26 protein-coding genes are annotated in these 17,125 nt (G+C 41.6%); 24 read left to right on the forward strand and 2 right to left on the reverse strand.

Annotation, left to right across the window (positions count from 1 at the left end; genetic code table 11):
• Positions 1-506: 506 nt before the first annotated feature.
• The 4 genes from JHL22_RS16225 (at position 507) to JHL22_RS12730 (ending at position 1,545) form a co-directional block, all read left to right on the forward strand.
• Positions 507-605 (forward strand): type II toxin-antitoxin system RelE/ParE family toxin, encoded by a 99-nt coding sequence (locus JHL22_RS16225; RefSeq protein WP_200238139.1) that lies wholly within the window; start codon positions 507-509, stop codon positions 603-605.
• A 49-nt stretch (positions 606-654) separates the two neighbouring features.
• Positions 655-807: a hypothetical protein gene (locus JHL22_RS12720; protein ID WP_200238141.1), complete on the forward strand. Its 153-nt coding sequence runs from the start codon at positions 655-657 to the stop codon at positions 805-807.
• A gap of 65 nt (positions 808-872) precedes the next feature.
• The gene (locus tag JHL22_RS12725; RefSeq protein ID WP_200238144.1) at positions 873-1,058 is read left to right on the forward strand and encodes a type II toxin-antitoxin system HicA family toxin; all 186 of its coding nucleotides are present in this window, start codon (positions 873-875) and stop codon (positions 1,056-1,058) included.
• Between the two features lie 67 nt (positions 1,059-1,125).
• Positions 1,126-1,545, forward strand: coding sequence for a type II toxin-antitoxin system HicB family antitoxin (locus JHL22_RS12730; protein ID WP_200238146.1), 420 nt, complete (start codon positions 1,126-1,128; stop codon positions 1,543-1,545).
• A 418-nt stretch (positions 1,546-1,963) separates the two neighbouring features.
• On the opposite strand, the gene JHL22_RS12735 is transcribed toward JHL22_RS12730, so the two are convergent.
• Positions 1,964-2,884, reverse strand: a complete 921-nt coding sequence (locus tag JHL22_RS12735) for a replication protein RepA (RefSeq protein ID WP_234041285.1) — start codon at positions 2,882-2,884, stop codon at positions 1,964-1,966.
• Positions 2,874-3,071: a helix-turn-helix domain-containing protein gene (locus JHL22_RS12740; protein WP_200238151.1), complete on the reverse strand. Its 198-nt coding sequence runs from the start codon at positions 3,069-3,071 to the stop codon at positions 2,874-2,876. Before JHL22_RS12740 ends, JHL22_RS12735 begins: the two co-directional genes overlap by 11 nt.
• A 106-nt stretch (positions 3,072-3,177) precedes the next feature.
• Between JHL22_RS12740 and JHL22_RS12745 the strand changes: the two genes are divergently transcribed.
• The 20 genes from JHL22_RS12745 to virB11 all read left to right on the forward strand — a co-directional run bounded on the left by JHL22_RS12745 (position 3,178) and on the right by virB11 (position 17,123).
• Complete coding sequence (locus JHL22_RS12745) at positions 3,178-3,531, forward strand: helix-turn-helix domain-containing protein (RefSeq protein ID WP_200238153.1); 354 nt, start codon at positions 3,178-3,180, stop codon at positions 3,529-3,531.
• 589 nt (positions 3,532-4,120) lie between these two features.
• Entirely contained in the window at positions 4,121-4,339 is a 219-nt protein-coding gene (locus tag JHL22_RS12750) for a hypothetical protein (RefSeq protein ID WP_200238156.1), read from the forward strand.
• Between the two features lie 64 nt (positions 4,340-4,403).
• Positions 4,404-5,144: a nucleotide-binding protein gene (locus JHL22_RS12755; protein ID WP_200238158.1), complete on the forward strand. Its 741-nt coding sequence runs from the start codon at positions 4,404-4,406 to the stop codon at positions 5,142-5,144.
• A gap of 1 nt (position 5,145) precedes the next feature.
• A complete protein-coding gene (locus JHL22_RS12760) occupies positions 5,146-5,793 on the forward strand; it encodes a TrbM/KikA/MpfK family conjugal transfer protein (RefSeq protein ID WP_200238160.1) in 648 nt (215 codons plus the stop codon).
• Positions 5,780-6,208, forward strand: coding sequence for a hypothetical protein (locus tag JHL22_RS12765; RefSeq protein WP_200238162.1), 429 nt, complete (start codon positions 5,780-5,782; stop codon positions 6,206-6,208). Before JHL22_RS12760 ends, JHL22_RS12765 begins: the two co-directional genes overlap by 14 nt.
• Positions 6,205-6,951 (forward strand): lytic transglycosylase domain-containing protein, encoded by a 747-nt coding sequence (locus JHL22_RS12770; protein WP_200238165.1) that lies wholly within the window; start codon positions 6,205-6,207, stop codon positions 6,949-6,951. Before JHL22_RS12765 ends, JHL22_RS12770 begins: the two co-directional genes overlap by 4 nt.
• 17 nt (positions 6,952-6,968) lie before the next feature.
• Positions 6,969-7,283 carry a hypothetical protein gene (locus JHL22_RS12775; RefSeq protein ID WP_200238167.1) on the forward strand — a complete coding sequence of 105 codons (315 nt, stop codon included), beginning with the start codon at positions 6,969-6,971 and terminating at the stop codon, positions 7,281-7,283.
• Between the two features lie 40 nt (positions 7,284-7,323).
• Positions 7,324-7,674 (forward strand): hypothetical protein, encoded by a 351-nt coding sequence (locus JHL22_RS12780; protein ID WP_200238169.1) that lies wholly within the window; start codon positions 7,324-7,326, stop codon positions 7,672-7,674.
• 5 nt (positions 7,675-7,679) lie between these two features.
• Positions 7,680-8,096 (forward strand): VirB3 family type IV secretion system protein, encoded by a 417-nt coding sequence (locus tag JHL22_RS12785; RefSeq protein WP_234041281.1) that lies wholly within the window; start codon positions 7,680-7,682, stop codon positions 8,094-8,096.
• Positions 8,008-10,422, forward strand: coding sequence for a VirB4 family type IV secretion/conjugal transfer ATPase (locus JHL22_RS12790; protein WP_200238174.1), 2,415 nt, complete (start codon positions 8,008-8,010; stop codon positions 10,420-10,422). The genes JHL22_RS12785 and JHL22_RS12790 overlap by 89 nt, the downstream gene beginning before the upstream one ends.
• A gap of 48 nt (positions 10,423-10,470) precedes the next feature.
• Positions 10,471-11,103 (forward strand): type IV secretion system protein, encoded by a 633-nt coding sequence (locus JHL22_RS12795; protein ID WP_200238176.1) that lies wholly within the window; start codon positions 10,471-10,473, stop codon positions 11,101-11,103.
• Between the two features lie 63 nt (positions 11,104-11,166).
• Positions 11,167-11,451, forward strand: coding sequence for a hypothetical protein (locus tag JHL22_RS12800; protein WP_200238178.1), 285 nt, complete (start codon positions 11,167-11,169; stop codon positions 11,449-11,451).
• Between the two features lie 11 nt (positions 11,452-11,462).
• Positions 11,463-12,395: a TrbL/VirB6 family protein gene (locus tag JHL22_RS12805; RefSeq protein WP_200238180.1), complete on the forward strand. Its 933-nt coding sequence runs from the start codon at positions 11,463-11,465 to the stop codon at positions 12,393-12,395.
• Positions 12,396-12,398: 3 nt separating this feature from the next.
• Positions 12,399-12,809, forward strand: a complete 411-nt coding sequence (locus tag JHL22_RS12810; RefSeq protein ID WP_200238182.1) for a hypothetical protein — start codon at positions 12,399-12,401, stop codon at positions 12,807-12,809.
• A 69-nt stretch (positions 12,810-12,878) separates the two neighbouring features.
• Positions 12,879-13,034, forward strand: a complete 156-nt coding sequence (locus JHL22_RS12815) for a hypothetical protein (RefSeq protein ID WP_200238184.1) — start codon at positions 12,879-12,881, stop codon at positions 13,032-13,034.
• Positions 13,015-13,713 (forward strand): VirB8 family type IV secretion system protein, encoded by a 699-nt coding sequence (locus JHL22_RS12820; RefSeq protein ID WP_200238186.1) that lies wholly within the window; start codon positions 13,015-13,017, stop codon positions 13,711-13,713. The genes JHL22_RS12815 and JHL22_RS12820 overlap by 20 nt, the downstream gene beginning before the upstream one ends.
• Positions 13,714-13,722: 9 nt before the next feature.
• Positions 13,723-14,568 carry a P-type conjugative transfer protein VirB9 gene (gene virB9, locus JHL22_RS12825; RefSeq protein WP_200238188.1) on the forward strand — a complete coding sequence of 282 codons (846 nt, stop codon included), beginning with the start codon at positions 13,723-13,725 and terminating at the stop codon, positions 14,566-14,568.
• A complete protein-coding gene (virB10, locus tag JHL22_RS12830) occupies positions 14,565-15,755 on the forward strand; it encodes a type IV secretion system protein VirB10 (protein ID WP_200238191.1) in 1,191 nt (396 codons plus the stop codon). The genes virB9 and virB10 overlap by 4 nt, the downstream gene beginning before the upstream one ends.
• Before the next feature lie 10 nt (positions 15,756-15,765).
• Complete coding sequence (locus JHL22_RS12835; RefSeq protein ID WP_200238194.1) at positions 15,766-15,999, forward strand: hypothetical protein; 234 nt, start codon at positions 15,766-15,768, stop codon at positions 15,997-15,999.
• A gap of 137 nt (positions 16,000-16,136) precedes the next feature.
• A complete protein-coding gene (virB11, locus tag JHL22_RS12840; protein ID WP_234041282.1) occupies positions 16,137-17,123 on the forward strand; it encodes a P-type DNA transfer ATPase VirB11 in 987 nt (328 codons plus the stop codon).
• Positions 17,124-17,125: the final 2 nt, after the last annotated feature.

Raw genomic sequence — 17,125 nt, forward strand, 5'->3', positions numbered from 1 at the left:
TAGCTTGACATTGCCTCGTTGCCAGGGAAGGCAGCTTTCGATATGCGTAAATTGTTCAGGTGTGATTTCCATTCCTGTAGGATAGGCAATATTGCGGCCGATTGTCTATTAGTGTTAACACGCCCTAGATCAAATCCTTGATTTTTTAAGGGAGCAGGGTATTGATGTATTCAAGCCCACTTTAGCTTTTTTTATTGAGATTCAATATTCCCCTAACAAAATCCAGGAAAAAATCCGGTAAGCGTTTGCTTGGCCAGCTACCTTCTGATAACCCTAACCGTCCCTGACCAGGACGGTTTTTTATTGAGCAAACAACCCATAAACCTACATTCTGAATAGCCAGGCAGGTGATGCCCTGCTGGTGGCCAGTGAGCCAATCGGTTTGTAGCTTGTCCAGCTGCTTGATGCAATACCTGCGTTCTGCATGCCTAGATCTTATAAAAACTTGATTTGTGACTATAAAAGGACTACAAAATGGCTACAATTTAATTGTGTCAAGGAAACCAATGAATTGGATACATGGGTTTATCAAAAAATCTCAAGGTACGCCCAAAAAAGAATTAGCTCTTGCAACAGAGCGGCTTAAACAATCACAGAGGTCATGATATGCACGACTTTAACCAGTAACATATTGGAAGTAACTTTGAAGATTTCTTGCAAGAAGAAGGCATCTTCGAAGAAACCACTGCTATTGCCATTAAGCGTGTGCTTTCGTGGCAAATTGCCCAGGCAATGAAAGAGCAAAATCTTACAAAAACAGCCATGGTAAACAAAATTCCGTATAAAAAAACACAACAAGTTTGTTGAGTTATTGATTTACAAACACAACATATTTGTTGTATAATTATCCTATTCAATCACAGGGAGGGGCTATGAAGTACAGTGAATTCCGTAAATGGCTAGAGAAACAAGGTGCAACGTTTCAGGCGCACCGTTCCGGCTCCAGTCACTTTAGGGTCACTCTTAACGGGAAAACAACCATTTTTCCGTATCATGGATCAAGAGAAATTGGTACAGGTTTGGTTCATAAAATTAAGAAAGACCTAGGAATCAAGTAATAACCGGGAGGCTCAATAAAGCCTCCCAACACTGAACATAGCCCCGCATTAATTAGGAGAAAGCAACATGTTAATTTACCCTGTCACGTTAATACCTGACGATAATGACACTTTTCTGGTCGAATTCCCCGATATTCCTGAAGCAAATTCAATTGGAGATGATGAGCAGGAAGCGCTGTTAAACGCTGAAGATGCATTGGAAGCCGCACTTGAAATTTACTTTGATGAAAAGCGGCCGATTCCGATGCCTTCTAAAGTCAAGAAAGGGCAATCAACAGTAATTTTGCCTGCATTGGTTACAGCCAAAGTACTGCTGATGAATGAAATGCTTGATCAAAAAGTTCGTAAAGCTGAATTGGCACGTAGACTTGATGTACATATGCCTCAAGTGGATCGATTATTGGATTTGCGACATTCAACAAAATTGGAATTCATTGAGTCAGCCTATCATAAGCTTGGTAAGCAGATAAGTATCAGTATTGTTTGATTGCCAGTACATCTTCCTTTTGATAAACCCAACCGTCCCTAACCAGGGCGGTTTTTTTATTGGGTAAACAATCTATAAACACATATTCTATTGGTTGTCCAGGTGATTGAAAAGCTGACATTGCTCATTTTTTAATCAAAGCAAGACAGCTTTATTATTTGATATATATTTGTATAACTACTTGCCTGAAAATAAAACCCTTTCAAGTCTTTGATTTTAAATAATAAAAACTGGTTTTTGCGTTTTTTTATCTGACCGTTCTTACGTACTTGTCTGACCGTTCTTACGTGGATAACTTTGCTTGCCGTGCTCGCAAGCCTTATGTATCAAGGCTTTGAGCGTTTTTAAAAGTGTCTGACCGTTCTTACGTGGATAATAAAAAAAATCCACAAATTTATTAACAGAAATTGTGGATAAATTACTTCTGGATAATGGCTGGTTTATTGTCAGCTCGTTTGATGTGTAATTTGGTTGGTCTGAGCATTAAGTAATCAGAGCTGGATTCAACATTATTGGCCAACTCTGGGTAAAACACAGTAACTTTATTCAGTTGCTCTAAGAATTTACGTTTAAAGTCATAAAGCCCCTGTTGCTCAACTTCTTTTTGATTATCGACTGTTAACTTTTTACTGTTGGAGCCATACCCAGACCCGAATTGCGCCTGTAACGCCTCCCAGGGAATTTTAACAAACGGCTGTTTTTTTATTCTCAACAAAAAAATACGGTAAACCGTCCAGGCATAAATATCCATGGCCAGCGGGCTTTTTTTAAGGGCTTGCATGACCCTCAAATCAAGTGGTACGGGGTTTTGTGTGATTTCGTCATAAAACTCCTTGGTAAGCGTTATCTGGCCACCCCATACGGGCTTCTCCGTGGTTCTGTCCCAGCACAAAACAGCTCGTTTTGCAATTAGGATATTGTCAACGGCAAATATTTTATCGTCAGAATAATCAATGCTGATGAGTGATGAAAACAGCCGTTTCGATTGCTCGTCCAGCTGCTTGATGTAGTAACCTGTATTTTGCATGCCCAGAGCCTGCAAAAATTTGGATTGTGATGATCCAATGTTCAGTATAGGGCTTTGCGTTCTGACGGCTTCAGTGCATATCCAGGCTAACAATAGCCGTGGGATAGAGCCATAGGGTAAACCGATTCTTGGTTTACCAATAATGGACAGTGTTGTTAGGCCGGTTGTGCGTTCGTAATAATTGGTTTTGGGGTCAGAATGAGGTAAAGATAGTTGTGCCAGGGTACGGGCAAAAAAGCCGAGTGTCCCGGCTTCTTGTGCTGTTTCCTGCTCAACCTGCAAAGCGGCTTCGATCAGGCTTTTATTGACCATCACTCGAAATGCTTTCAAATAGCTGCATAATCTTTGTATATGTACTTAGCCTTACGTCTTTTCGTTTTCCATTAACAATGGCAGATATTGCGCCTTGCGTTAATCCACATGCCTTTGCTATTTCTGCTTGAGACATGCCTTTCTTAATCAGTTTTTCAATTGCTTGGCGAATATCAATTTTGTTCATTGCTCATCTGCTAGTTTTTGTAAGTAATAAAATTACTAACATTGTATTACTTAAGTAATAATTTAAGCAATACCTATGTAATAACTACATCGGCAATAATTACCATATGAATACAAAAACAGACAGCTTAGGTTCAAGGGTACTTTTTGCCAGAAAACGAGCGCAAATGAGCCAGACAGCATTAGCCAAAAAAATTGGGGCATCTCAAGGAACAGTTGCGCATATAGAAAATGGCAGAAATAACGAGACAAAACATATTGTTGAACTTGCGCGTGTATTGCGTGTACGGGCTGAGTGGTTAGCTACGGGTGAAGGTGAAATGGTTGAGAATTGGCCCTTTCCAAGGGTTGATAAATCAGATTTTGAAAGCTTACCAACTGATGTAAAAGAAGATATCGAAGATTATATTGAAATGAAAATTTTCAAAAATAAGGATATCAAAAGTAAATCGGTCGCCTAAAAAGAAATGTACCCACCAACGTGGTAACGTCATTTATGGTCATTTTGATTTTTTTTAATCAAATAAGTAACCAAATATTAAAATCAATACAAAAATAACATTATTCAAATTTATTTTGTTGTTTGATTAATACCAGACAACTTAAATTATTACTTAAGTATTGATTTTAATTATTACTTAAGTAATAATTGAGCTATCGAGAAATCGGTAGCTCTTTAAAAAATTTGGAAAACAATAACTGGCAGTCGTGCCAGTGAACCAGACCCCTAGGCCATTTGTGCCTGGACGTTATGGAGCGGCAATCCGGGTGGCCGAACGACAGAACACCGTATTTGTGAAAAATAGCTACGTACAATGTACCTGGCCGGATAACACCAGTAAGACGATGACTGACACGGAAAAAGCAGCTGTGAACGTGAATATTCACGGTACGAAATAACCTGATAACCAGCAGTGTGAAACGTACTAATCTGTTTGACAGGCCGGAACAGACGGCAGAAAAGCCCTTCAGGATATATATGAGGGGGCTTTGGTAAGTCCTTTGAATTTTTAAAGGATTTGCGAAAGCATTTTGACAAGAGGAATAGCAATGTATCGAGTAATTAAGCCTGAAGATTTTAAAAATTATAACGGGAAAAGAGTGCTTGCAGACAACGGAAAACAGGGCATGCGTGCTGATGAAGGCATGGGGTCTACGACAGAAAGGCAACAAGGCAATATCGCCCAGGCAATTTATGAAAATTGCCAAAATTTAGATAATGAACAACTTGATGACATTATCAAGTGGGTGAAATTGTATAAATCTTAGTATCCAACAGTTAATAAAAAATTTAACAATCAGGCTCATACCTGATTTTTTTTTAGGAAAAAATATGAAAGCAGTGCATTTTGTTTTACAAGGTAAAGGCGGTGTGGGTAAAAGTTTTATTGCGTCCCTACTTGCCCAGTTCATTGCCCAAAACGAACCAGAAGTTCATTTTTATGATACCGATCCGGTTAATACCACGTTTTCAAAGTATCAAAAACTGAATGTGGAAGTGGTCAACATCCTGACAGAACACCAGAGTATTGATGCATCCCGGTTTGATGGATTGATTGAACAGCTCATTGAAAAAGAGGGTGTGGCCGTGATTGATAACGGTGCAGCAACGTTTATTCCACTTATGCAATACATGCGTGAAAACGCTGTAATAGAGCTGTTAAAGGATTCTGATGTTGAAGTGTATGTGCATGTGCCATTAACTGGCGGACAAGCAAGCAGGGATACGCTGGTAGGGTTATATACGGTTTTAGATATTAAAGCTTCTGTCGTTGTCTGGCTAAATAATTACTGGGGTAATGTTGAGTTAAATAATAAAGAATTTCAGGATTGGCAGGTTTACCAAGATCATATTAATCAAGTAGTAGGTGTAATTCAGCTTGAAAACTGGAACCCCGATACTTTCGGCAAAGACATAAAGCAAATGACTTCAGAACATCTGACGTTTGATGAAGTCATGGAGTCCTCAAATTACACCTTGATGCCCAAACAGCGACTGAAGCGTGTGCAGCGTGAAGTTTTTAACCAGCTGGCGCAACAAAACATATTTGAAACAACCCAAAACGAGGACTGATATGAAACCTTTTCGTTTAAGCAAAGTGCTGCCGGTGGCGGCATTTTTTTTGACTGGAATAAATACGGTACAGGCGCAGGATGTACTAACTGGTGATACCCGTCTGGCCTGCGAAGCCGTTTTGTGCTTGTCCAGTGGTACCCGTCCAGGTGAGTGCGCACCGTCACTGGCCAGATACTTCGGAATCAAGTTTGATAAGCCCTGGGACACCATAAAAGGCAGGATTGATTTTTTAAACCTGTGTCCAGCTCACAGTGAACCAGGTATGCCGTCCTTAATTACGGCTATTGCAAATGGTGCTGGGCAATGCGACTCGGCCTACCTAAATCGGTTTAATGTCATTGAAATGGAACGTAAAGTTTGTAAAAGAACAGGCTGGCGTTCTGATGATACTTCCTGCACATCAAGCATCGTGAAAGTAATCAGTGACAAAAAACCTGCCTACTGTCAGATTTACGAAGATCATGAGTATACAGATTTAAATACCCGTTACGTAGGGAATATGATTACAGGTGGACTTTGGGCGGATGCAGATGAATACGACAAAGTATTGCAACGATATAACGACAATTACAAAGCGGTTCCTGCTGGCGTAACCTACTCATTACCAAATAAATCTTCATTTGGCCAAAGTTATGACAGCAGATAAGAAAACAGATGAAAGTGTTGATTCGCTTGACGCTGATATAAAGCAAATCATTGACGATGTATTCAGTACCAGCGGCCAAAAAATATCAACCGATGATCCAATTGTTGCTGTGTTGCTCTACATAAAAAAGCAACAGGTAACAATGTACAGACAGGGTTTAAAAGAACACGAAGATGCTTTTTTCCTTAACCTCGATCAAAGGCTTGTAAAAATTAACCAGAATTATGAAGCAATGGAAAAACAGAAAGATCTGATTGTTTCAGAATTGATGGGTAAAAATCAAAGAATGATTAAAGAAGGGGTACAGGAAGAGCTTCAAAAACAAAAGCCGAATCATGAAACGGCATTTTTTGTGGTGCTCGGGATTTTGATTTTTACGCAGTTTTTATTAATTATTTTGACTGTTTTCAAATGAAAAAATACAAAATTTTAATTATTCCATTGCTATTTTATGGAGGCACAGCCCTAGGCAATATAACCGAAAACGTTAATTTTAACGAGTTGGCGAAACAGTGCAGTAAAGATGTACACCAGGACACGTTACAAGCCATAGTACGCACGGAAAGCGGTTTTAATCCGTATGCGATTGGTGTTGTGGGCGGTTCAGTCAAACAACCAAAAAGCTTTGCTGAAGCTGTTGAAACGGCTAATAAACTGCATGAACAGGGTAAAAATTTCAGTATGGGTTTGTCGCAAATTAACCGATATAACCTTGATAAATATGACCTCAATTACGAAACTGTATTTGACCCATGCAAAAACCTGCAAGCAGGCGCAGAAATTCTGAAAGAGTGTTTTTCCCGAGCTGGTGGCAAGCCGCAAGACGCTTTACAGAAAGCGCTTTCATGCTATTACTCGGGCAATTTTAAAACAGGGTTTACACAAGATTTCGCAGGCTTGCCCACTTATGTTGACCGTATCAAGCAGGCGGCCGGCAAAAACTCGGACCAGCAACTTATCAAGCTGGCACAGGCCGAGTCCTTGCCACCGGCAACTGATGTATCCATTCCGGCTATTGATCCAGCGGCACCGGCTCCGGTTGTCGTGAAAGCCAGAAAAAAAACAGCCAAGGCAAAGCCAAAAGCAGAGCCAGTTATAAAACGTGATCCAGACCCCAATAAACCCCGAAAAAAATGGGATGCTTTTGGGGATTTTTAATTTTTTTGGAGGTAGCCATGAAAGCACCGACACTTGCCCTGGCAGGAGTTTGTCTTTGTTTCTCTTCTTCGGCTTATGCCTGGTACAGCCCGCCCTGGAACAGTTGGAACAGTAAAGGCGTGGATGCTCATATAAGCGTGCCAATCAACAAGCCGGACAGGAACACGGGCAATACCGGGCAGGACAGATTTAAACAGCAAATTGGACGTATCAACACAGGAGTCAGCATATACCCGAAAGCATATAAAAAAGTAAGTGGATACACCCAGATCAGACTGGGTGATCTTTTCAGCAATTTTGGTTCACAGGCCGTTATCAATTTGAATTGGTAACGGTTTTTTTATTTAGTCATTTAATTTCAAAAGGTTAATTATGAATATTGTTGTAAATAAAGTATCACCGGTTGTCGAATTTTTGAAAGAATCATTGCCGTATTTGTTACTGATGGCATTTTTTGCCGTTTCGGGTGATGCAATGGCACAAGCCGGTGGATTTTCTACGGAAGCCAAATCCATGATTGATGATGTTCAAAAAGGCATTGTTATTGTTGTGGGCGCGATAGCGTGTATTGCCCTGGTTTGGCAACTGGCACAAGGTTTCATGGGCCGAAAAACTTGGGGTGACGTTTTTGAAACCTCACTGTGGATTTTTGGGGCGGGAGCCGCAGTTGCGGCAGCCACATGGTTCTTCACATCAGGGCAGAAAATTTCATTTGGCAAGTAAAAAATATGCAGACTGAAGAAAAAACTTTCCCAACCTATGGGGCTTTGTCACGGTCTGCAATGATTATGGGTATCCCATTAATGCCTTTGGCGGCATTAATGGGCGGAACACTCGTTTTAACGATGTTTTGCTTTATGTTCTTAGGTGGCAAAGCATTATTAATAATGCTGATTCCGATACCCATTCTTTTTGTATTTAAAACCGTTTCACGAACAGATGACCAGGCACTAAACATCATAGGTTATGAATTGATCTGTTTTTTTTACAGGCGCCATGCCCGGCTTTTTAACAATACAACCACTATTATGGGCACCAAATACGGAAGAAGATTAAATGATTATTGTAGATTTTTTGAAAAAAATTCTGAAGAAAATCGCGGGACAATCCGATTTTCTACCGAAAATCTCCCAACACGTGACTGACAATATTGTGCACTATAGGGATGATGGTTATTTGGCTTTTACCATCCGGTTAGAGGGCATACCGTTTGAGTCGGTCAATGACAATTACCTATATAACCAATTTCATCAGTTAGCCCTAACGTTATCAGGAGCAGGTAAAAACTTAGGTAACCGGCTAGGGCTCTGGATGACATTACAGCGTAAAAAAAGAAGTTTTGAACGTAAATACCAGCAAGATAATATTTTTTGCCAGGAATTCACGAATAAATATATAGCCCGTTTCCAGAAAGATGACTTTTTTAGTAATACCTTTTATATAACAGCTGTCCTTAAGTATGAAGACTATGATGATGGCCTGAAAGAAGCATTAGAACTTATTGATACCTTAATGCAGGATCTGCAAGCCTATGACCCGTATTTATTAACCGCTTATCAAAATAAAGAAGGCATTGCATTTTCTGAAGTGTATGAATTTTTTGGCTCGTTGGTTAACTACAATTATGAACGGATTCCGCTGTCAAACATAGATGCTTGCGAAGTCATCGGTGAAGCTGATTTGCATTTTGGCACAGACGTGGGTGAGATACGGACAGCAACCGAAACGAAGTACGTTACTTGTTGGGATTTAAAAGATTTTGGTGTTTCAAAAGTAAAAGTGCTGACCGGGATACTTGACCTACCTTGCGAATTTAATTTTACGCAAAGTTTTGTATATATTGAAAATCAGGATATACAGTCCAGGATAGACAAACAACTGAATAATCTGGCCTCTGTTGGCGATCAGGCTGTTTTGCAGCATGAAGAGCTTTTAGAGGGTAAAGGAGGTGTAACATCTGGCGAATTAATGTTTGGTGATTATCATGCGGCATTAACAGTGTTTAGTGACACGCTTAAAGATGCAACAAGATTAGGTACGCTGGTGCGTTCCCGTTTTCAGAGTTCAGGCGGGTTTCAGTTTCAAAAAGCCACAAACTCCGCACCAATTACTTATTTTAGCCAAGTGCCAGGAGCCAAGAGAAAGCCACGTAAAGCACCGAAGAGCACCGTTAATCTGGCCACTACGTTTGGTATGCACACACACAGCCACGGTAAAGCCACCGGTAATCCGATTGGTGACGGCAGTGCTATCATGCCTTTACTGACTAAATCCAATACGATTTATGATTTTAATTGGCACTTCAGCAACCCGAAAGAGGACAACACGGGCGATAAACTGGCCGGGCATACGTTGTTATTAGGGGCAACCGGGGTGGGTAAAACAACTACGGAAACCGCCATTCTAACAATGACGCAACGGTTTAATCCGTCTTTATTTGTGCTTGATCTTGATTACGGCATGCAGATTTTTATGCAGGCCATAGGTGGCCAGTATTTTGCACTGGAAGCCGGTAAACCAACGGGCTTGAATCCATTTCAATTACCTGATACACCAGATACCCGTGAGTTTTTAAACCGTTTGGTGGGCGTGTGTGGTCAGAATTCAGAGGGCAAATTATCAGCTGAAGAAGAACATCAAATTAAACATGCAGTCGATACGATGTTTAACAGTATTAACTTTGAAAATCGTAACTTCAGCGTGTTGCTGCAAAGTATCCCGTTTTCTGCTGAGGAAAACTCTCTGCGTACCCGTTTAGGAAAATGGTGCCGTAGCGAGGGTGGCCGGTTTGCCTGGTGTTTGGATAACACAAGGAATAAGTTCAATCCTGATGATTTCAACAAAATCGGGTTTGATTTAACCGATATTCTGAAAGACAACTATGCCCCGACAGAGCCGGTTTTAGCCTACCTGTTCCATTTACGAAACCTGATGATGCATCGGCTGGCCGAGCATGACGGGATCATGATGACGGTGGTGGAAGAATGCTGGTGGCCATTAAAATTCAATGCCACTAAAGACATGATTCTGAAAATCCTGAAAACTGACCGGAAGTTAGGCGGTTGGATTTTGCTTACAACCCAAAGCCCGGAAGATGTGATCCAGTGTGATATTTTCCCGGCCATCGTGCAGCAGACACCGACAAAAATTTACTTGCCCAATCCTGACGCTAAATTTGAAGGAGGTTATGAGAAATGCGGAATGACCCGCAAAGAATTTGACGAACTGGTTAAATTGACGCTGGATAGTCGTACTTTTCTTGTGAAACAGGGGCAGCAATCGTCAATGGCTAAACTGGATTTGTATGGGTTTGCTGATGAACTGGCCGTTTTGTCTGGCTCTTCAAACAATATTGAAATCCTGAATCAGCTAATGAGTGAACAGGAGTTTGAGTTACCTAATGACTGGTACCCAATTTTTAAGGAGCGGGTAAGGGCGGCCAGGGAAGCTAAACGTAAAGTTGCAGCATAAGAATCTTAACACCGTCCAGCATGGCGGTTTTTTTATGGAGTTTTAAAGATGAAAAAGTATTTATACAGTATCGTAATCATGGCTGCTATGGGCACCCAAGCCAGTATGGCGCAGGGTATCCCAACCATTGATAAGGCCGCTATACTGAAATATGGAGAACAGATCGTCCAGATGAAGAAACAGATTGATAATCAGATTTCACAAATCACAGAGTTAAAAAATCAGGTTAAAGCCCTGACGGGTGGCCGTGAAATGGGCAGCTTGCTTAAAGACACGGTTAAAGACCAAATCCCCGATGAGTGGAATGGTATTTATAAATTGGTGAATATCGACACCAGCAATCTGACTGATCCCAAAAAGTTTGACCCGGAAGCTAATTTAAAGGCATTGGCCGGTATCCAAAAAATGACGGAAACGGCTTTTGCCGATACAAAAAAACGTCAGGTAAATATTGATGGGCTTATGAAAGAGCTGAATAACACCACCGACATAAAAGCGGCCACAGACTTGCAAGGCCGGATTGCAGCCGAGCAGGCCACGATTGCCAACAATCAAACGAAGCTTGACCAGATGGCCAGGATGTACGAAATTCAAAAAGAAGTGAACGCCAGGCAGAGAACGGCATACAACCAATGTGTGTTGGCCAATTGGTCTAAAGGAGGACAAAATAGTTGCAATTAGTGCTGTAAATTACAAATTGCAATACAATGATTCTGATTTAGTATTATCAGATAAGGATTAACAATGAAATTATTGGTCGCAGTAGTTAGCGCAGCGTTATTTTTAACGGCTTGCGGTGACGGTGATTCAAGCAGTCAAAACACGGCTGTAAATGTCACGATTCCAAAAGGAACACCAACCCCACCGGGTGGTTTTGGTAATGAGGACGAAATGAAGTGTAAAACGAACTCTAATTATTTTGGTAAAGATGATGTAGAGTCAGCGCAACTATGTAAATCCAGATTAGGGCAGGAGACATGCGAAAGGTTTTTTGCTAAAGCGGCTTGTGATGCACCACCAGAAAATTAAAAGGAAATCTGATGAATGATATTCTGGCAGCAATGTCAGAATATATAACGAAAAACCTGGGCAGTAATCTGTTTACAAAAACGGGCGCATTTATTGAAAATATTGCGCCCCTTTTTTCTATGGGGTTTGCGTTATATATTCTTTTGCTCTCGTTTTATTACTACAACCGGGGTATAGACGAATCTATTTTAGACTTAAGCAAAAAAGCTATTGGCTGGCTGTTACTGATTGCATTGGCTTTTAATGCAAAGAATTATGCGCATTTGGCAAATAATCTGTATTTGTTTCCTGATGCCATGGCCGGTTGGTTTAGTGGCTCAAAAATAGAGGCTTCAGCCATGGCAGCCAGTGTGGGGCACATACAGGATACGCTTGGGGCACTGGATAAATTGATTAAAGATGCAAGCTGGTATGAATTACAGCTGCAATTCACGGTGTTTTTAGCAAAAGTGATTGTCTATTTGTGCGGCACGATCATTATTTCATTTGTATTTTTCTTTTATTTGATTGCTAAATTATGCCTGGCCTTAACGTTAATGGTTGGCCCTATTTTTATTGGTGCTGCCTTGTTTCCGGCCACCCGGCAATACGCCATGAACTGGCTGGGGCAAATTTTAAATTATGCCGTTACCGTTACTTTATATTCGCTTATTTTCATACTGCAAACCGGATTTGTTGAGGGACAGCTAAAAAAATGGGGAACCAGCGGGATTGTAAATATCACGGGAGCCTACGAAGTAGGTACTGTCATGATTATCATGACAGTGATGTTTATTATCATCGTGCTAAGTATTCCTTCCATTGCTTCAGCCCTAACAGGTGGTGCCGGTGTTGATGCGCATGGCAGAACGCTGGGCAGACTGGCAGCCAATGCGACAGGTGCAGGCAGGATTGCAGGCAATCTTATAAATGGTTTGCGTTCTAACCGGATGACAGGAAAGTAAGAAATGAAATTCTATAAAGAAATGTTTAAAGATAGACGCTTTCAAAAAGCGCTAACAAATTATGAGGTCAGTAAAGGCTGGTCTACGATTTTTATTTTTTATGCTTTATTGGTAGCAGGTATGATTGGACAGCTACTGTTTCATGGCATGAACGCCATTGGTTTTTCTGATGCGGAAGGTTTTGCCTGGTTCCTTGGCGTAATTTGTTTTGTGGCAGCGACTTATTACATTATTAACTACCCGATTATTGGTGTGGTTTTCGGGGGGGTAATGACAATTCAAATGGCCGTTACGGCTGCCTATTTTACATATACATCTAATGGCCTGGGCTTTGCCTTAGCGGTTTTTACCATCGTGTGCATATGCAGCCTTATTGCACACAGAACAGCCCTCGAAGACCTGAAGAATATGTGATTTAAACAATATTCCCATTAATCATTAAACCGCCAGCATGGCGGTTTTTTTATATCCGAAAGGTTTGATATGAAGTTAAAAAATAAATTGTCTATAGGGCTTGTCTTCCTTTTTCTGGCAGGGTGTGCAGCACCAAAACCACCACCTGAGCCGACCGGAACCCCATTCCCTATTAATCCAACAGAATTGAAAAAAGAGGCAGGTAATGCAGTCAAGAAAAAATAAGGATAAAACGCCTTCCCCCAGGCAATCAGCTATCAAATTCATTCAGGATGCCAACGAGTTTGAAAAATCAAAAATCGTGACCATCAAGCGAAACAACAAAATTGCCTGGGGTATCACGGGTGTCAGTACATTGATGACTGCAATGAGTGTTGCCGCTGTTATGTTATTGGCTCCGCTCAAAACCGTTGAACCATTTGTTATCCGGGTTGATAACAATACCGGTGTTACCGACATTGTGACCACAATGAAAGATCATAATCAAAGCTACGGGGAAATCACAGACCGCTATTGGTTAACCCAGTACGTTAAACACCGAGAAAGCTACGATTGGTGGACGGTGCAGTCAAATTATGATGCCGCCATGTTGTTAAGCGGTGGGACAGAACAGGACGCCATTTCAACGTTATTCCAAAGCGAAGGCGCACCCTACAAGGTGTTTAAAGATGATTTCCGCGTGGATGTGAAGATTTTATCGGTAACTTGGATCGGTGATGTTGCGCAAATCCGTTTTGAAAAACAGGTCAAGCCGTTATCAGAATCAGTCCAGCGGCCACCGGCACAACGTTTGATGGCAACGATTGGTTATCAATATTTGAATACGCCACAGGCCGACAAAGACCGGGAAATCAATCCATTAGGGTTGCAGGTAATGCATTACCGTGTGGATACGGAAAGTTAAGGTGTTTTGATGAAATACAAAAATAAGTTAAAGCTGCTGATGGCAGCTGTTTTTTTTAGTGCGGCCACGACATCACATGCTCTGGTTATACCAAAAGGATCACAACATGATGCCCGTATCCAGTCCGTGACATACAGCCCGTACAACGTCACCAAAATCACGGCACAAGTGGGTAAAACAGTCCTGGTACAGCTGGAAAAAGATGAATTCCTGGCTGATGATGATCCCGCTGCCACGATAGCCATGGGGGATGCCCTGGGCTGGACGCTATCAGCTCACGGCAACAATATTGTTTTTAAGCCTGCGGTTGAAAAATCAGATACCAATATGGTGATTGTCACGAATAAAAGGACATATGTTTTTCAGCTGGAAGTCAATAACGAAGCCGTGAACCCGACCTACGTATTACGTTTTCATTATCCTGATACGGCCAAGCAAAAACGGGATGAATATAAAGCCAAGCAGGATCAGGCATTTGATGTTTTAACCGGTAAAAACTTGCGTCTGGATGTCAATATCCAGAATCAGGACTATTGGGGGTTTGGGGATGCAGGTATTGCACCTACAGCCATGTACGATGACGGCACGTTTACCTATTTTGAATTTAACAATGGTAAGCACCTACCAACCATCTATAAAAAAATGCCCGATGGCACGGAAGCACTGGTCAACAAGCACGTTCATGGCGACACGATTATTGTTCATGAATTGAATAGTGGCTTCGTGTTACGTCTGGGGAAAGCGGTTCTGGGTATCGAGAACAGGGGCTTTAATGAGCGTGGCCGGTTCAATAATCTGGGTACAAATGAAAAAAATGCGGTGCGCATTATCAAAAATAAAGGAAGCAAAAAGTGAGTATTTTTGATAGAAATAAAAAAGAACCCAGCTTGCCGAATGAACTTTCAACAGAAACACTGGCTGAGCAGTTGAATGATAAAGCGGTTGAGCGGGGCATGCCGGAACTGCATGTCAATAAGAAAAGTAATGTAGGTAAAGTATTCATTACTGGCGTGATGGTATTCGCTTTGATGTTGTTGATATTCAGTTATATCAGTTTTAGCGGTGGCCATGAAGAAGCCGCCGAGGAAGCAACAACTGAAGAACAACAGGCAATCCGCAATAGTCGGCCAATTAATTTTGAAACGGAACAGGCGGGTATCATTTTGAATGAACCCAAGCCTGAACCTGCTGTTCAGGCTAATCAAGAGCAGGCGGCTTACCAGGCAAATGTGTCTGATATAGGTGAGTGGGGGAATACTTCCAATGCTACGGGACACAGTGAGCCAACAGAGCCTGATAGAAGGCTGCAAGGTGCAGCAGTAATAGATGTAAACCGCTCAGGCTCGATTGCCTCACAAGCTGGTGAACAGTTAGAAACAGGACGGGAAACGATTTTAAGCAATCGGTTAAGCCCAACGGTCACGGCTTCTGCTAAAGCCAGGCAACGAGCCGATTTAACGTATCTGTTAAAAAAGGGTACCAACATTTCATGTACGTTGGATACAAAGATTGTGACGACCCATCCAGGCATTACCCGTTGCATTGTTAATAAAGACGTTTATTCTTCAAATGGCAGAGTGTTATTGGTTGAACGAGGGTCTGAAATTATCGGTGAGCAAACTACGGCCCTGCTCCAGGGACAAGCCAGGGTTTTTGTACTGTGGAATACGATTGATACGCCCAATGGCGTGACACTCGATATTAACAGCCCTTCGGCTGATTCTCTGGGGGCTTCAGGGCAACCGGCACAGGTAGATACGCATTTTTGGAAACGGTTTGGTGGTGCCATTATGCTTAGCCTGATTGATGATGGTCTGGTGATTTTAAGCGACAAAATCAATGAGGGTAGCAGTAATGTCAGTTATGACAGCACTTCTGATGCCGTCCAAAATATGGCGGCCGAAGCCCTAAAAAATACAATCAATATTCCACCTACCGGGTACGTCAATCAGGGTGAACTGGTGAATGTAATGGTAGCCAGGGATGTTGATTTCCGTTCTGTATATGAATTGATTGATCCGTATTTTTATACGGTTAAATAAAGGATTTTTTATGGGCAGAAAAAAATTAAGTCGCGATCAAGTTTTAAATCTTTATTATGACGAAGAGGATGGCTGGAAAGAAGTCATTGCAGCTGAATGTCAAAAATGCGGTTCAGATACTCACATCTGGATGCGCATCAAAATGATTGATGATATAGGCTACTCTATATGCACCAATTGTGAAGCTGTTTTTTATATTGATGAGCAAGACCCAGATCCTCATGATGTACAAATTAAAGATTAAACACACCAACCGCCACCAGCTGGCGGTTTTTTTATGGATGATTAATGATTGATTACGCAAGAGATGTAAGCGCCAGGAACCTGCTAAACAAACTCCATATCACTGATTATTTAAACCGCCCAGGTGTCACCGAAGTAATGATTAACCGACCCGGTGAGGTGTTTATTGAGTCCGGGCAAGGTGTGGAACGTATTGAAAACGATCTGTTAACGTATGACAGCTTGTTTGAGCTGGCAAATGTGCTGACTATTTTCAACAGCAAACATATAACGATTAAAAATCCGATGCATTCTGTAACCCTGCCGGACGGTGAGCGGGGACATATTTTAATACCGCCCAGTTGTGAAACAGGCACGATTGTATTTTCATTTCGTAAACCATCAAAAAACCGGTTCGGTTTCGGTGATTATGTTGAGTCTGGACGGTTGGCCAACTTTAAAGACACCTCTGATTTATTCATTGAGTCACAGGAAGAAATTGACGGCCAACATTTCCGGGATTTGTGTGATTCCCTGAAAATCCCGGCCGATATTAGGCTGGCTGATTATGAGCTGGAAATGCTCAATCACAAGGCCAACCGTGATTTGAACAGTTTTTTTGAACTTGCTGTTAAGCACAAGCTGAACATCTGTATGGTTGGTGGCACAGGCTCTGGCAAGACAACGTTTTCAAAGGCCATTGCGGATATGGTGCCGGTGGATACCCGGATTATTACGATTGAAGATACCCATGAGCTGGATTTGCCCAATCATCCTAACCATGTGCATTTGTTCTTCAAGGAACATATCACGGCCAAAGACATTATTTCGTCGTGTATGCGGCTTAAGCCTGAACGTATATTCCTGACAGAGTTAAAGGGTGACGAAGCATGGGATTACCTTTCAGCACTCAATACGGGGCACCCTGGCGGGTTGACTTCGGTGCATGCCAATGATTCAAAAAGCGTGTTTTACCGGATTGCACAGCTGGCCAAAGAGTCCAGCACCGGCAAGACAATGGACTATGACTATATTTTGAAAACAGTGCAATCAACGATTGATATTGTCTGTTTTTTTGACAAAACCTATATGACTGAACTGTATTACGATCCGGTCCAAAAAGCCAGGGCGTTAAGGGGATATTAAAG

The organism is Advenella mandrilli (assembly GCF_016595155.1).
GTDB lineage: Bacteria > Pseudomonadota > Gammaproteobacteria > Burkholderiales > Burkholderiaceae_B > Advenella > Advenella mandrilli.